Origin of the sequence: Legionella sp. km535 (genome assembly GCF_003990085.1) — a bacterium.
GTDB lineage: Bacteria > Pseudomonadota > Gammaproteobacteria > Legionellales > Legionellaceae > Legionella > Legionella moravica.
This window is the reverse complement of record NZ_RZGU01000026.1, coordinates 15,001-31,329: the sequence shown is the minus strand read 5'-3', so window position 1 is coordinate 31,329 and position 16,329 is coordinate 15,001. Positions and strand designations below refer to the sequence as shown.

The following is a 16,329-nucleotide window of genomic DNA, read 5'->3' as shown; positions in this document are numbered from 1 at the left end:
AAGGGGTTAGGTTATGAGTAAATCCGGTAACGGAAGTGGAGATAAAGTTCTATATTGTTCTTTTTGTGGCAAGAGTCAGCATGAAGTTAAAAAACTTATCGCAGGACCCTCTGTATTCGTGTGTGATGAATGTGTTGAGTTATGTAATGATATAATTCGAGAAGAAACACATGAAGTTCAGGAAGAAACAGAAGCCCATTTACCTTCACCTAAAGAAATTTCAAGTTTTCTTGACGAATATGTTATAGGACAGCCACATGCTAAAAAAGTATTGTCTGTAGCTGTTTATAACCATTACAAACGTTTGCAGCACAAGAGTGAGGATGGTGTGGAACTGGGTAAAAGTAATATTTTACTCATTGGTCCGACAGGGAGTGGTAAAACATTGCTGGCACAGACTCTCGCACGAATCTTAAATGTTCCTTTTGCCATGGCTGATGCCACCACTTTAACTGAAGCAGGGTACGTTGGTGAAGATGTTGAAAACATCATTCAAAAATTATTGCAGAAATGTGATTATGACGTTGATAAAGCGCAACAAGGAATAGTCTATATTGATGAAATTGATAAGATATCAAGGAAATCAGATAATCCTTCCATTACCCGAGATGTTTCTGGTGAGGGCGTGCAACAGGCTTTACTCAAACTGATCGAAGGAACAATTGCTTCCGTGCCGCCTCAAGGTGGACGTAAACATCCACAGCAAGAATTTCTCCAGGTAGATACTTCAAATATATTATTTATATGCGGAGGCGCATTCGCTGGCCTGGAAAAAGTGATTCGCGAACGAAGTGACAAATCAGGCATCGGATTCTCTGCACAATTAAAAAATAAAAAAGACAATAGTGAAGAAGTTTCTAAAGTCCTAAACCAACTTGAGTCTGATGATTTAGTTAAATTCGGATTGATTCCTGAATTTGTTGGCCGTTTACCTGTCGTTACAACCCTACAGGAACTGGATGAAGCTGCGTTAATTGATATTCTGACTCGGCCTAAAAATGCATTGACCAAGCAATTCCAGTCTCTCTTCAAAATGGAAGATGTTGATCTGGAATTTAGGGACGAAGCTTTGACAGCAATCGCTAAAAAAGCTTTGGAACGAAAAATGGGCGCTCGCGGTTTGAGAGCTATACTTGAAAATATTCTTTTAGACACCATGTATGAATTACCTTCATTAGAAGGGGTGAATAAGGTTGTTATAGATGAGAGTGTAGTGAATAATTCATCCAAACCTATTCTTATTTATGAACATGAAGAGATGATAAGCGCCGCAGGCAGTAAGGAATAACTCGTGTCTATTGAATCTCATAGTGAAAATCAGTCACTATGGGATTCAAATCTTCATCCCTCATCGTTCTAAAACAGGCGAACATTTGTAGATGTGTTGACATTGTTCTATGTTAACAAGTTAGAAGCACTTTTGAATTTGTTACCAGAAAATCAATAATTTATCGCTCATTTAACGAATTGTTCACTGGCTTTAATATCTGTATACTCATATAAAACGTAGCAAAATTCTAATCAAGGCTTTTCGTTTGAATAAGGGTTCATCATGTCTAGTGAAAATGAAATGATATTAAGTGAGACGACAAATATGTCTAACGTTCCTGTTTTACCATTAAGAGATGTAGTGGTTTACCCTCATATGGTGATACCTCTATTTGTCGGACGTGGAAAATCAATCAAAGCCCTTGAAGCGGCAATGGTTGATAACAAACAGATCTTCCTGGTTGCTCAACGCAAATCGGCTAATGATGATCCAACTCCGGATGATATTTTTCAGGTAGGGACGCTGTCCAGTGTTTTGCAATTACTAAAACTTCCTGATGGTACAGTAAAAGTACTTGTTGAGGGAGAAAAGCGTGCTCGAGTAAAAGAATACAATCAGGAAAAAGGGTATCTTGAGGCTTTACTTGATCCTATAGAAGAAGTGAATCAGGAATTAAAAGAACCAGAAATTGGTATCTTAATGCGTTCCTTGATGTCTCAATTTGAACAATACATTAAATTAAATAAAAAAATACCACCAGAAGTATTATCACCTTTGGCCAGTATTGAAGAACCAGGTCGATTGGCTGATACCATCTCCGCTCATTTAACTCTTAAGGTAGATGACAAGCAAGAGTTGCTCGAAACTTTGGATGTAGGCACTAGGCTGGAACGCTTAATGGCCGCGATTGAAAATGAAATTGATCTTTTACATGTTGAGAAAAGAGTCAGAGGCCGCGTTAAAAGACAGATGGAAAAAAGTCAACGAGAATATTATCTCAATGAACAAATTAAAGCCATTCAAAAAGAATTAGGGGAAATGGGCGAAGAGGGCAATGAAATTGAACAGCTGGAGCAATCAATTAATAAAGCCGGAATGCCCAAGGAAGCGAAAGAAAAATCGTTGGCTGAACTTCATAAATTAAAAATGATGTCACCTATGTCTGCAGAGGCAACAGTCATTCGCAATTATCTTGACTGGATGCTGATGGTTCCCTGGAAGAAAAAAAATAAAATCCAGTTTGATTTGCTCAAAGCAGAAAAATTATTGGATAAAGAGCACCATGGTTTGGAACAGGTTAAAGAACGAATCATCGAATATCTGGCAGTACAACAGCGTGTCAAACGTTTGAAAGGTCCTATTTTATGTTTGGTAGGCCCTCCAGGGGTTGGTAAAACTTCTTTGGGACAATCTATTGCAAATGCTACTGGACGTACATTTATTCGTATTGCTCTTGGTGGTGTAAGAGATGAAGCGGAGATTCGCGGTCATAGAAGAACCTATATTGGCTCCATGCCAGGTAAAATAATTCAGAAGCTATGTAAAGCTGGTGTCAAGAATCCGCTTATTATGCTCGATGAAGTCGACAAGATGGCAATGGATTTTCGTGGAGACCCTGCTTCAGCGTTGTTGGAAGTTCTGGATCCAGAGCAAAATCATACTTTCAGCGATCATTATCTTGAAGTTGATTATGATTTGAGTGACGTTATGTTCATTGCAACAGCCAATTCTCTTGAAATTCCTGCTCCCTTGCTGGATAGAATGGAAGTGATTCGTCTTGCAGGATATACCGAAGATGAAAAAGTAAGTATTGCGGAACAGTATTTGGTACCAAAACAAATTGCATCGAATGGATTGAATACAAATGAAATTCATATCAGTGAAGGTGCTATTAGAGACATTATCCGACATTACACGCGGGAGGCTGGTGTTCGTAACCTCGAACGAGATATAGCGAGCGTTTGCAGAAAAGTAGTTAAAGAAATTCTTTCCAACAAAAAAATAAAAAAAATCACTGTAACGGTGAGCAATATTGAAAAGTATCTGGGTGTGAAAAAATTCAGATATGGTTTAGCTGAAGAGTTTGATCAGGTAGGCCAAGTAACCGGATTAGCCTGGACCAGTGTTGGAGGTGAGTTATTAACCCTCGAGGCATCCATGATGCCAGGTAAAGGTAAAGTAACGCATACTGGGCAATTAGGTGAGGTGATGCAGGAATCCATACACGCGGCGATGACAGTAGTTCGAAGTCGAGCCAAGAAACTGGGTCTGGCTGATGACTTTTTCGAAAAATGTGACTTTCATGTGCATGTGCCTGAAGGAGCTACTCCAAAAGACGGACCTAGTGCTGGAATCGGTATGGCTACAGTTCTTGTATCTGTGGTGACACAAATTCCCGTGAAGGCGGACGTCGCAATGACCGGTGAAATTACCTTGCGTGGACAAGTTTTGCCCATAGGCGGCTTAAAAGAAAAATTATTGGCTGCCCATCGAGGTGGAATTAAACATGTACTGATACCTGAAGACAATGTAAAAGACCTTGAAGAGATACCTGATAACGTTTTAAGAAAGCTCTCAATTCACCCTGTTAAGACCATTGAACAGGTTCTTGAGCTGGCTTTACAACGCAGTCCTTGGGTAGATCAGTCAACAAATGTACAATCTGAGGTGTTAGCGAATAAGAAATCAAAAAAAATTAAAAATAATGATTTACATGCACATTAATTAAGGGTATATTTCTCCTCGTAGTCCGCCACTGGCGGGCACTGCAAGGATGTAGGAACTTGACTGGAGCAGTTAAATCTGTTTAAATGGCTCCGGAATATGGATGATTAACTGTAAAGGGGAAAAGATGAATAAGAGTGAATTAGTTGATGCTATAGCAAGCGGTTCAGGTTTGACAAAAGCTGACGCAAGCAGAGTTCTTGAAACTTTTATGACTACTGTAACTGATGCCTTAAAAAGTGGCGATCAAGTTGTAATACCTGGATTTGGTTCTTTTTCAACAGGTAATCGTTCAGCACGTACTGGTCGAAACCCACAAACAGGGAAAACTATTCAGATCAAAGCATCTAGAGTAGCGAAATTTAAAGCGGGTAAAAACCTTAAAGAAGCTGTACAAGAAGCTTAAGTTTTCTGGGTGCTTAGCTCAGCTGGGAGAGCATCGCCCTTACAAGGCGAGGGTCGTAGGTTCGATCCCTACAGCACCCACCATGAATTGGAGTGGTAGTTCAGTTGGTTAGAATACCGGCCTGTCACGCCGGGGGTCGCGGGTTCGAGCCCCGTCCACTCCGCCAGATTAACGCGCCGAAAGGCGCGTTTTTTTTATCAGCTTATGGTACTATCTGCCTTTATCAAGCTTATTAAATATCATTAATGGATCTCGGGACATGTTGCAGAAGTTAAATGAACGCATTCAAGGTGTTGTAGCTTGGTTAGTCATCATATTAATCGCTATCACATTTACTCTTTTTGGTGTGGATTATTATTTGCAATCGCATCAAACATCCAATGCCAAGGTTGTAGTGAACAATGAGCCAATAACCAATCAATCATTTGAAACTAACTACAGACGTACTCGAGCTCAGCAAGATTTGGCACAGATGACCGCGTCAGATGAAAAAAATCTGCAAAATCAAGTCCTTAATCAAATGATTACTAATGAAGTAACCCTCCAGGCTGCTCGCAAATACGGATTTGAAGTGACTACAGATCAAGCGAATGCCGCAATTCTTAATATTCCACAATTTCAGGTGGACGGACATTTTTCAAGTGAGCGTTATCAGCAGGCATTAAGTGGTGCTTTATTTACTCCTGAAACCTTTCAAAATGAGGTGCGTCAGGGGATGTTACTCAATCAGCAGCGCTATGCTTTTATGGGTAACTCGTTTGCATTACCTGATGAAATTAAGCGTTTTGTTCGATTGTACATGCAAACGCGTGACTATGATTACCTAACCGTAGCATCATCTCATTTTCTTAAGCAGATTAAAGTCAGCGGAGATGATATAAATGCTTATTATAAAGCACATCAAAATGAGTTCAGGACTCCAGAGCAAGTTACTGTAGATTACATTACACTATCAATGCATGATATTAAATCGCGTTTAAAAATTTCCAATGACGATGTTGCTCGTTATTATGAAGAAAATAAAAATAATTATCTTACACCTGCTCAGTGGAAGGTAGCGCATATCTTATTTGCTGTACCTGAGGGCGCTACTCTGGAAGAACAGGAAAAAATTCAAAAGAATGCAGATGATGCTTATGCTCAGCTGGAAGAAAATCCAAAACAGTTTGAACACATGGTCTCTACAATTTCTGATGATAAGCTTTCTGTCGCGGATAAGGGAGTTCTGCCCTGGATAACTGCAGGTCAAACTGATTATGCTAAAGTGTTATCTGATCTGACCGAGGAAGGTCAGATTTCTGCACCCGTAAAAACGAAGCATGGTCTGGAGATTTTTAAATTAATAGCCTACAAACCTGTAACTACCAAATCGTTGGAACAGGTGTCTTCAACAATTAAAGAACAGCTTTTAACTGACATGGCACAAACACAATATGCGCAGGCTTTGGAACAGCTTTCAGATTTAAGTTATCAGACTCCTGATACTTTAAATCCTGTTTCGGATGCTTTGAAATTAAAAATTCAAACATCAGAGCCATTCTCTCGTTTGGGAGGTAGTGATGCTATTACTAAAAACAAGCAAGTCATTAATGCGGCGTTTAGCCATGATGTACTCGAATTAAGTAATAATAGCGATCCAATACAATTGGATAACGATTCTGTTGTTGTCATTCGAGTTAATCAGCATATTCCCTCGAAAAAACAAAAGCTGGCTGATGTTCGTGAGCAAATTGAAAAGACCATTGCAAAATCTCAGGCTGATGCTAAAGCGAAAGAAGTGGGAATGAATTTATTAAATCCAGTCGAAGATGAAAAACAAAAAGATCTGATGACATCAAATCAATTGGAATGGAAGTCAGTCGTTCAATCTTCTCGTGATAGTGATAAGGCTGATACTGTAATTAATGATTTGGCCTTTAATCTACTTAGACCTGAAAGTCGTGATGGTCTCATCCTGAATAATGGTGATTACGTCGTAGTCCGACTTAAGCGAATCAATGATGGAAAATTGAGTTCACTGGACAAGGAACAACAGGAGAGCCTGATTCAGCAAATTGAAGCAAGTTATGGCATGATGGATTACGATTTGTATGTAAACGCCTTGCTGAAACAAGCTAAAATTGAGCGTCATTAAAATTTAAGATTTTCATTTGGCAACGATAGGCATTTTATTGAACTGATACTGTATCAGTACCTTTAGTAATTAAGTCTATCGTTACCATCAATTCTGTTGATTTATACCCATTAGAAACTATTACTTTACAAGCATTACAATGTAACGAGATACGTTCGAAACAATCCTGTTTGCGAGCAACAGAATCTTCAACAAATCAGTCCAGTTTTTCACTCTAGATCAAGTATGTCTCAGCATCAGGTAGCTGCCTTTAAATAAATCTAAGTCGACTTCCCGCTGCGAAGCCCGCGAGATCTCATACTTCAATGCCAACATCATTGATCAACTATGTCTCAATTATGCCTGGTTGCTCGCAACCAGGATTTTAATCACAAACTATAAGTTTCGTTTTAGAAGCTTGAGAAAGCATGATCCCGTTTGCTTGCAAACAGGCTACAACTCCTGGATCCCGCGGTCATAGCCGCGGGAATTCGGTTAAGATGGGGACTAATGTTGCACTTCGGATTTCTGTAGTTTTGATCCAAGGCCCAACCTACGCTAAAAAAAGTGGAGATCATTCAGGACTTTATCGCTGGATCCAGTGCTTTAGGGTTGTTATCCGACATTTCTGGATTAATGCCGGATAAATTCACTGTGCAGCCACAGATATCATCTAGAGACAGTGGCGCTGGGAACCAGTCTAAATTGATAGGTTATTTCAGATATTTAAGCTGCCAGGCAGTCTGAATGTATCCGATTAACCTAGTTCACTCATTGTTGAAACAGCATGGTAACCTGCGTCCACATGAACCACTTCACCGGTTATTCCTGACGCCAGGTCAGAGCAAAGAAATGCTGCTGTATTTCCAACTTCATCAGCTGTAACATTTCTCTGCAGTGGAGTAATGTTTGCATAGGCTGCCTGTATTTTGCGAAAATCTTTGATACCTGCTGCGGCAAGCGTTTTAATCGGCCCAGCTGATATAGCATTGATTCTTAGCCCTCGTGGACCCAGACTTGCTGCCAGATAACGTACTGCTGCCTCAAGGCTTGCTTTTGCAATACCCATAACATTATAGTTGGGTACTGCTTTCTCTGCCCCGTAATAGCTTAAGGTTAATATAGAGCCTTGCGTTTCCTCCATCATTGGCAATGCAGCTTGAGCCAAGCCTACCAAACTGTATGCGCTGATGTCGTGAGCAATTCTAAATCCTTCTCTATTAGAGCATTCAATAAAATCACCACTGATTTGATCTGCTGGAGCATAGGCTACCGAATGGATCAGAATATCAAATTTATCCCAATGCTTACCCAGGTTAGTAAATAAAGCGCTGATGTCTTCATCCCGAGCAACGTCACAAGGGAAAGTTAGCGTAGAATTAAATTCAGCCGCCATGTTTTCAACACGAGACTGTAATTTTTCATTTTGATAGGTGAAGGCGAGTTCCGCCCCTTGAGCATGAAATGCTTTTGCTATTCCGTAGGCAATGGAACGATTACTTGCTAATCCGATAATTAAGGCCTTTTTTCCAGATAAAAATCCCACAGTATTCTCCTTCGTCTTACTCTTATTTAGTAGTATGTGATGCGAGCAATTCGCGCATTTTTGCTTGAATCATTTCAATGGCAATTCGATTTTCACCACCGCGAGGTACAATAATATCGGCATATCGGCTCGATGGTTCTATAAATTGCAAATACATAGGCCTGACCGTTGTTTCGTATTGGTGGAGAACTGACTCAAAAGAGCGATGGCGTTCAACAACATCTCGTTTTAAACGTCGGGTTAAGCATACATCCAATGGGGTAGACATAAAAATGCGAATATCCATAATTTCTCTAAGGGCTTTGTCGCTGAATAGCAAAATTCCTTCTAAAACAATAATCGCATGTTGACCTACTGTTCTGGTTTCAGGTAAGCGTAAATGTTTCGAATGAGAGTAAATCGGTATATCTACAGATTTTCCCATTCTAAGCTGGCGCAGATGGTCGCAAAGTAGCGCATGATCAAATGAATCCGGGTGATCGTAGTTTATTTTTTCACGTTCACCAAAAGGCATATGGCCGTTATCTTTATAATATGCGTCTTCAGAGATCACTACTACCTGCTCTGAGCCAAGTTCGCTCACAATAGTATTTGCTAAAAGACTTTTACCCGATGCTGATGGCCCGGAAATTCCAATAATAATAGCTTGTTTAGTCATAATGATATCGTTAAAAATTTTGTGCAAATAGTAAAGCTATTTTGCGTTAAATTCAATTGTATATGAGGTATTTCATGTCGATTAATCATATTTGTCAGAGTTTCATTCATTCCTCGCATGGCAGTAAAACATTCAGATAATCTAAATGGAACTTGCCTGAACAACAGGCAGCTTTATTTTAAACATAAACTGTTGATTCTCTGGCTAGGGTTTATTTATTTAAAATGATAATAAATCTTTTGGTTCTGTGAAGGAATTTTTAATTTCTTGCAAATAAGTCGTCGTTGCGAACGCAGTGAAGCAATCCATTCCTGCAAGTAAACGAAGATCCGTTCTGGATTGCTTCGCTAACACTCGCAATGATGTTTTTTACGTTCTGATTAAATTTTATTCATTGAACCTGAAGACCCTACCTAAAATATGCGACGACTTCAGTCAGGGGAACACCAACCGCTCCAGAAGGTGGTTTAATACCTAATAAAGCCGATAAGGTCGAAGCAATATCGGTAGTGTACACTGGTCGTGAAATGAGCTTCGGTTTAAATTTTGGATTGACGAATAATAAAGGTACATAACTATCATATTGCCATGGGGTTCCATGGGAAACTGTATCCTCTTGTTTGTCATCAAGCGATTGATAAGGAGGAGGAATCAGATACACATCTCCTGCGCGATAAGGGTAAGCCATACGATTAACTTTGGCAGTGAGCCAATCTTCTTCAACATTGGTAACGGGTAATGGATAAGCTCTGTATATGCCTGGTTGCTGGGGCAGCGCACTGGATATAAATCTGCTAACCTTAGCGACATTTAATTTGTGCTCAGCGATGATCTGATGGTTGAAGTAGATGTAGGGTGGGGTAATGGACATCAAAGTCTCAGGAGGAAGTTGATATTCTTCAGATAACATTAGCCTAATGACTTGCTCTAATGCCACAATGTCAAAAGGTTTACCTTGCGGGATATCATGTGCTTTAAGCAATGTTGGGCCGTCACTAACGCCATGATCCGCTGTGAGTATAATGAGTGTATTTTCGAGCCCTGTCTGTTTGTCAATTACAGATAATAAATGACTCAATGTTTTATCTAATTGCATTAAATTATCTTCTGCTTCTAGGCTGTTTGGACCGAATTGATGCCCGATGGCATCGACTGCTGAAAAGCTGATGCCAAGATAATCTGTTTTATTGCCTGATGTTCCTAATTGTTCATTAATAAGTAATTGTTCTGCAAAATCAGCAGTTAATTGATCTGCTTTGGGAGTTCTGGATAACGATTTGAAATAAGATTCGGATGGAGGATTGTTAACATGATGAGGGAATGTTTGGCTAAAATCTCCATATTGTTCTTTGAATGGCTTTGTTGCACTGTTTTGATATTGAGTTATGGGGCGACTAAGAGTCCAGTCGAAGGCTATAGGCTTATACTGTGCATTCCAGGTTTGAACCCAGTGCGGATAACTGGTGTAATAATACCTGCTGGATACGAAGCCACCGTTCATTTTGTCAAACCAGAATGCTTTTCCTGAATGACCTGCCAATGTTATCGCAGCGCGATCTTTTAAAGAGACCGCAAACACTTTTCCTTTATTTGCCAGGCTGATTTCATCCCCCAGAGTCGTGCCTTGCAAGTTTTTTGGAGAGCGGCCTGGTATGGATTTTTTTGTGTGTATTGTCGATACAATCTGGTTGTCCAAATCCTCCATGCAATAGATAAGATTTTTGGATTTTCTGTCAAACCAGTCATTATCGATGACTCCATGTATCGAAGGATAACTACCAGTTGCTATGGTTGCATGACCTGCGCATGTCGTGGTGTTGGCATGAGGATGATGGGCGTTATTAAAATTGATACCATGGCTTAGTAAATAATTAAAGCCCCCGGAGCCCATTTGATGTTGGTGGTTATGGATTAAATCGCCACGTAACTGGTCAACTACAATTTGTACAATCAGCTTGGGTTGGGGGTTTTGAGCATATCCAGTAAAAGCATAAAAAAACAACAAGGAACGGCAGAGGATTCTTATCATTCGAGTAACTGCTAAAAGTTAAATTGCTGATTAAATTACCTTAAAAAAGACCCATAAAGCAATAAATTAATAACTGAATTGTCTTCTTGGTTCTGTTGATAATTGCTCCCATAGCCTATATTTCTTCTTTTATGCGCGCGAAGTAGTGGTCTGTGGATGAAAGGTCAACAGACCCTGATATTTTTAATTAAAATCAATAGGTTGAAATTTAATTAGTTAGTAAAAAGAAAACACATGACGAAAATAATTAATTAGTTTAAACTGATTTTTGGTGAAAGAAATTCACTAATCCTGTTAATGGAGTTTAAGGAGAAATTAAGATGTCTTATCAATTAGTAGCATATAAAACATTAAAAATCAGTATTAAAGAAGCCATAGCATCAACAATTGAAGAGCATAAGGAAACTTATAAAAAGGATCTTGATAAACTATGGGAGGACACTGAATTACTTCCTGGAGTAAGGAAAATTCAAGCGCGTCTCTTATTAAAAACAATAGAACTCCTTGATAGACAGGATGATGAATTTGAAGCAGCACGAGTGTTGAATACATTAGCCTTTTATATCTATGATAAAATTGTAGAAAGTTATGGTGGAATATACAAGTTAGTAGCAAGTGCAGATAACAGTATTATGAAGCGGCTCCTGGGAGCGAGCCTTAATTTAAAAATAGATAATATGCCTGGTGATATCGATTTGGCTTACATGTACCCCAGTCTGCTTAAATTTTTCCTTAACCATGTTTATGTAGGTGGTGATTGCATAAAGGGTTATCTGCCTGTAAACCCATTTGATAATGATGGATATAAAGTCGAAAATGATATTAAAGATCTCAAATTAAAAGAAGCATTACTTTTCAATAAAAACATAGACAGCGCGGAAGCTAAAAAGGAACAAACAGTAAGCCCTGCCAAACATCGTTCCACTTTGTATGGAGCAAGCAGTTCAAAGGTTTCTGTACCTAAAACACCAGCTAAAGATACAACCCCTTCAGCGGAGCCTGTTCCCATGTCAAATGGATTAGGTTAGAGCGTGTTTACAATCAACTATGTCTCAGTTAAGTAGCCTGGTTGCTCGCAACTGAATTTTATAAACATCTTCACAAACCAGTCCGGTTTTACTTTATGGATCCCGCGGTTTTCGCCGCGGGATTTCGAAATGCAGCATGCACTCACATATCATGCGAATTCCCGCGGCTGTGACCGCGGGATCCCATGTTTTAGCACAGCCATCCTGGTTCTGCGATCAAATCCGCTGGTCGTGGACAAGATGTGATCAAGAGACAGCCTGGGAGTAGGCCCCAAGGGCCGTATCCCAGGTTTTATTGTTATGCCAGCTTAAGTTCACCACTCATTTACTCTCCAAACTCACTTAGACCAATCTCTTTCACTAATTTTATGGCAATAATCCATTTTCAACTTAAAAGAAACCCTGGGATACGGCCCTTTGGGCCTGCTCCCAGGCTACGCTAGCTTGATAAAATGAGTCTCGTTCCGCTTGAAGTGAACCATTTCCTAAAAGCCGGTCAATTTTTTTGATGTTACTAGACTCTTTATTCGAATTGATGAGCGCGCGTCCTAATCCAGTTAAACAGAGAGTGTTACTTCCTATTGTCGATTCGCAAGCTTCTGTTAGGTTACTTAGTCTTTTTTTATGAACGTGGGGTAGTTCTTCTTCGAAGGTTTTATGTAATAATTCAGTCAAGTGCATGATGGTGAGCCTCATAATTTCGTCAAAACTATTAGATCACAATTCTTCATGCACTCCAAAAAAAATTATCATTTTTTTCAAAAAGTTATGGTCACTTTTTGTGACCATCTCTCAGGAACAAATCGAGGCACGTAGTCTGCGCAGATAAGTTTTAAACCCGCCCTAATTAATGTGCCATTTTTTTAAAGAGTTGAACTACCGCCCCCTGTTTGTATACTGCATAAGTCGAATCAGCCTAGGTTCTGTGAACGAAATTTTATTTGATTGAAAAGGAGGTGGTTTTATAGTGCAATTCGATTTGCCGTCGTAAAAAGCACTAATGGAACTGTCTAAATGAATCATAACATATCAAAAAAATTATAGGATAAAATTCACTCCTATCTTCGTTGCATAAAGGGATTGCATGTCAAAGATGAGCCAAGAGTCCGTCGCTTTATGGAAGGAGTTTGGTATGTATTGCGCACTGTCTGCCAAAGGCGTCTTCTTCCTTATTATTACGGCTATTGGCGCCAGATTCATAGACGTTATAAAGCGTGGTCTGATCGTGGTATTGATTCAATCATAAGGACAGGGCCTCAATCCATTAAACTCAGATTTAAGTGCATCAGCTCTCTCTGAGATGCTACTTTATAAAGTGTTGGCATTGAATTGAAAAGACAGTGACACTTATGCTATATTTTTTGATGAAAAATAAAAAAACCATTAAATTTCAATAGGTAAGAGTCAATAAACTAGTTCGCGACAGCGACTTTTTTGATGATGTCTCGCCATGATTTAAGTTAGTTGAGCCAACACCCCATTGAGGAGAACTCCCAATTATCCCTGAGTTCATGAGGCGTTGTTTCTTCTCCTTGAGGAAACTATAAGGACAGAACGAATGCAAAGAAGCATCAAACACATTTTTTGGAACAGGATATTAGCCTTACTTTTGTCAGGGTTAATGCTCAATGGCGCACAGGCGGCAGCTCCTCTTTGGACCATCCTGCCGGCCCCGGGAAGTAATCCCACCCAAAGCGTAGCCGAAGATGAGACGGCCAACGTACAGTATGTGGTACAAAATCAGTCTGGCAAGCCTAAAAGACTGGTGATTCAACCCCTACAGGGTATTGCGCAAACCATGCCCTGCCTGTTGGCTCCCAAAGGGCAGGCGGGCAGCAGCTGCACGTTAAATCTGGCGATTACGGGCAGCGCACTGCCCAAAGACGGCGTCCATGGCGGGCCGTTATTGTGCCAGGCAAACTCGAATGGCAGCCCGAATCTAAATCTATGCTACCGGCCAAGTCCGGGGAGTAGTTTGAACATTAGCAGTGCTCCCCCGATACCACCGGTGCCACCTACCGATGCCGCAATTACGGTAACAGGCTCCCCATTAATTTTACTTCCAGCCTCGTTGACATTTACCGGAGCAATCTGGACATTAACCATCACCAATCACTCTTTAAACGTGACGGCCACTAACGTTGCCGCCACGCTCCCCCCAAGCTGGAATGATGTAACACAAGATGCCTCCCAGTGCACCAGCATTGCTCCGGGAGCGAGCTGTCAGTTAATGTTCACCCCAGGTACTGCCACACACGAGGCCATCAGTGTCCCGGTTTCAGGAAGCAATACCAACAGCATCAACATCAGTCTTGCCGTGAACTATCCCTGGGTAACCAATGGTACAGTATATGCCCTTTTGCCAGACCTTGCTAATAATGTCATTTACCTTGGTGGCACGTTTACTAGGGTAGGGCCAAACACCGGTTATGGTGCGCCAATTGATGAGAATACTGCCCAACCGTTAGCTCATTTTCCTAAGGTGAACGATACTATTTATACCGTTATCTCCGACGGGATGGGAGGCTGGTACATCGGAGGGAACTTTACACAGGTTGGTGGTGTGTCCCGCAACCGAATCGCCCATATTTTGTCTGACTACACTGTAGATCCCGATTTTAATCCCAACGCCAACTCCATTGTGTTGGCCCTAGCTCTCAGCGGCAGCACTGTCTATGCAGGGGGTGACTTCACCAATATCGGCGGCCAAACCCGCAACCGTATCGCGGCATTGGATGCCAGCACCGGCCTGGCAACCCCATGGGATCCCAATGCCAACGGTAGGGTGTATGCCTTATCCCTCAGCGGCAGCACCGTCTATGCAGGGGGGCAATTCTCGATCATCAATGGCCAAGCCCGCAACCGTATCGCCGCCCTGGATGCTGGAACCGGCGTGGCGACACCATGGAACCCTAATGCCGGCAGCAGCATCGTGTATGCCTTAGCCGTTAGTGGCAGCACCGTCTATGCAGGTGGAGACTTCACTAGCATTGGCGGTGCAAGCCGCAACTACATTGCCGCTTTGGATGCCGGAACCGGCTTGGCGACTCCATGGAACCCCAACCCCAACGGCGGCATAATTGCCTTAGCCCTCAGTGGCAGCACCGTCTATGCAGGGGGGGGCTTCACCAGCATCGGCGGCCAAACCCGCAATCGTATCGCGGCGTTGGATGACGGAACCGGCCTGGCAACCCCATGGGACCCCAACGCTAACAGCAACGTGCGTGCCATAGTCCTAAACGGCAGCACCGTCTATGCAGGGGGCGACTTCACGAGCATCGGTGGCCAAACGAGAAATCGTATTGCGGCATTAGATGCCAGTACTGGCCTAGCGACATCATGGGACCCCAATGCCAGCGGCGTTGTGTACGCCTTAGCCCCCAACGGTAGCACCGTCTATGCAGGCGGTTTCTTCATCTCCATCGGCGGTCAAACGCGCAACCGTATTGCGGCCTTGGATGCCAGCACCGGCCAGGTCACCTCATGGAATCCGAATGTAAACACCACGGTACGAACGTTAACTCTCAGTGGCAGCACTGTCTATGCAGGGGGGGATTTTACGAGCATCGGCGGTCAAACGCGCAACCACATTGCCGCCCTGGATGTCGTAACCGGCCTAGCCACCCCATGGGATCCCAATGCCAATAATACTGTGCATGCCTTATCCCTCAGCAGCAGCACCCTCTATGTAGGGGGTAGCTTCACCAGCATCGGCGGGCAAACCCGCAACCGTATTGCGGCCTTGGATGTCGTAACCGGCTTGGCCACGCCATGGAACCCCAACGCCAACGGCCTCGTGTCTGCCCTAGTTTTAAACGGTAGCATCGTCTATGCAGGAGGGGAATTCACGATCATTGGTGGTCAACTCCGCAACTACATTACCGCATTGGATATGGGAACCGGCTTGGCTACCTCATGGGACCCCAACGCCAGCACTAACGGTTACGTGCATGCCATAGCCCTAAATGGTAGCACTGTTTATGCAGGGGGGGGCTTCACCAGCATCGGTGGTCAAACGCGAAATCGTATTGCGGCATTAGATGCCAGTACTGGCTTAGCTACGCCATGGGACCCCAACGCTAACCAGATTGTATACAGCTTAGCTCTCAACGGTAGCACCGTCTATGCAGGGGGGGGCTTCACCTCTATCGGCGGTCAAACGCGAAATCGTATTGCGGCATTAGATGCCAGTACTGGCCTAGCTACGCCATGGAACTTCAATGCCAACAGCGTTGTGTATGCCTTAGCCCTCAATGGCAACACCGTGTATGCAGGGGGAGGATTTTCAACCATTAACAATGAACTATTACAAGGTTTTGCTGTATTACCGGGATAAATTCATAGCTGAGGCTAGCAGAATCGGCCTCAGAATCAGCAGCTTGGGAGTGGGTACAGGTAGTAGGGCTCAAGTTTCAAGGATGCAGTAAAAAGTGTTACAAATATTTGATTAAATGGTGTGCTCGGAGGGACTCGAACCCCAGACACCTTGGTTCGAAGCCTAATGCTCTAGTTTTAAAAGCTTTATAAATCAATATCTTGCAACGCATCAAATCAT

10 protein-coding genes, 2 tRNA genes and 1 pseudogene are annotated in these 16,329 nt (G+C 42.1%); 9 read left to right on the top strand and 4 right to left on the bottom strand.

Going from position 1 to position 16,329, the window contains the following annotated elements:
• Positions 1-13: 13 nt before the first annotated feature.
• The 6 genes from clpX (at position 14) to ELY21_RS13495 (ending at position 6,534) form a co-directional block, all read left to right on the top strand.
• Positions 14-1,288, top strand: a complete 1,275-nt coding sequence (clpX, locus tag ELY21_RS13520) for an ATP-dependent Clp protease ATP-binding subunit ClpX (RefSeq protein ID WP_028383106.1) — start codon at positions 14-16, stop codon at positions 1,286-1,288.
• 264 nt (positions 1,289-1,552) lie between these two features.
• Positions 1,553-3,994, top strand: coding sequence for an endopeptidase La (lon, locus tag ELY21_RS13515; RefSeq protein ID WP_127110297.1), 2,442 nt, complete (start codon positions 1,553-1,555; stop codon positions 3,992-3,994).
• A gap of 127 nt (positions 3,995-4,121) precedes the next feature.
• Positions 4,122-4,400: an HU family DNA-binding protein gene (locus ELY21_RS13510; RefSeq protein ID WP_028383104.1), complete on the top strand. Its 279-nt coding sequence runs from the start codon at positions 4,122-4,124 to the stop codon at positions 4,398-4,400.
• A gap of 7 nt (positions 4,401-4,407) precedes the next feature.
• Positions 4,408-4,483 (top strand) — tRNA-Val (locus ELY21_RS13505).
• Between the two features lie 6 nt (positions 4,484-4,489).
• Positions 4,490-4,566: transfer RNA gene (locus ELY21_RS13500), tRNA-Asp, on the top strand.
• A gap of 93 nt (positions 4,567-4,659) precedes the next feature.
• The gene (locus ELY21_RS13495; protein ID WP_127110295.1) at positions 4,660-6,534 is read left to right on the top strand and encodes a SurA N-terminal domain-containing protein; all 1,875 of its coding nucleotides are present in this window, start codon (positions 4,660-4,662) and stop codon (positions 6,532-6,534) included.
• Positions 6,535-7,270: 736 nt separating this feature from the next.
• Here the strand turns inward: ELY21_RS13495 and ELY21_RS13490 are convergent.
• From ELY21_RS13490 to ELY21_RS13480, 3 genes are all read right to left on the bottom strand, one after another.
• Entirely contained in the window at positions 7,271-8,059 is a 789-nt protein-coding gene (locus tag ELY21_RS13490; protein WP_127110293.1) for an enoyl-ACP reductase, read from the bottom strand.
• A 22-nt stretch (positions 8,060-8,081) separates the two neighbouring features.
• Positions 8,082-8,717 (bottom strand): uridine kinase, encoded by a 636-nt coding sequence (gene udk / locus ELY21_RS13485; RefSeq protein WP_028383099.1) that lies wholly within the window; start codon positions 8,715-8,717, stop codon positions 8,082-8,084.
• Positions 8,718-9,126: 409 nt separating this feature from the next.
• Positions 9,127-10,746 (bottom strand): alkaline phosphatase family protein, encoded by a 1,620-nt coding sequence (locus tag ELY21_RS13480; protein WP_127110291.1) that lies wholly within the window; start codon positions 10,744-10,746, stop codon positions 9,127-9,129.
• A 320-nt stretch (positions 10,747-11,066) separates the two neighbouring features.
• On the opposite strand from ELY21_RS13480, the gene ELY21_RS13475 reads away from it, so the two are divergent.
• On the top strand, positions 11,067-11,774 hold the full coding sequence (locus ELY21_RS13475) for a hypothetical protein (protein WP_127110289.1): 708 nt from the start codon (positions 11,067-11,069) through the stop codon (positions 11,772-11,774).
• A 390-nt stretch (positions 11,775-12,164) separates the two neighbouring features.
• Here ELY21_RS13475 and ELY21_RS13470 read toward each other — a convergent pair whose 3' ends face one another.
• Positions 12,165-12,455: a hypothetical protein gene (locus ELY21_RS13470; RefSeq protein ID WP_127110287.1), complete on the bottom strand. Its 291-nt coding sequence runs from the start codon at positions 12,453-12,455 to the stop codon at positions 12,165-12,167.
• A gap of 369 nt (positions 12,456-12,824) precedes the next feature.
• Here ELY21_RS13470 and ELY21_RS13465 point away from each other — a divergent pair.
• Both ELY21_RS13465 and ELY21_RS13460 read left to right on the top strand, forming a co-directional pair.
• Positions 12,825-13,007 (top strand): annotated as a pseudogene (locus ELY21_RS13465) (transposase); the annotation flags it as partial.
• 325 nt (positions 13,008-13,332) lie between these two features.
• Positions 13,333-16,110, top strand: a complete 2,778-nt coding sequence (locus ELY21_RS13460) for a PQQ-binding-like beta-propeller repeat protein (RefSeq protein WP_127110285.1) — start codon at positions 13,333-13,335, stop codon at positions 16,108-16,110.
• The last annotated feature ends 219 nt before the right edge of the window (positions 16,111-16,329 follow it).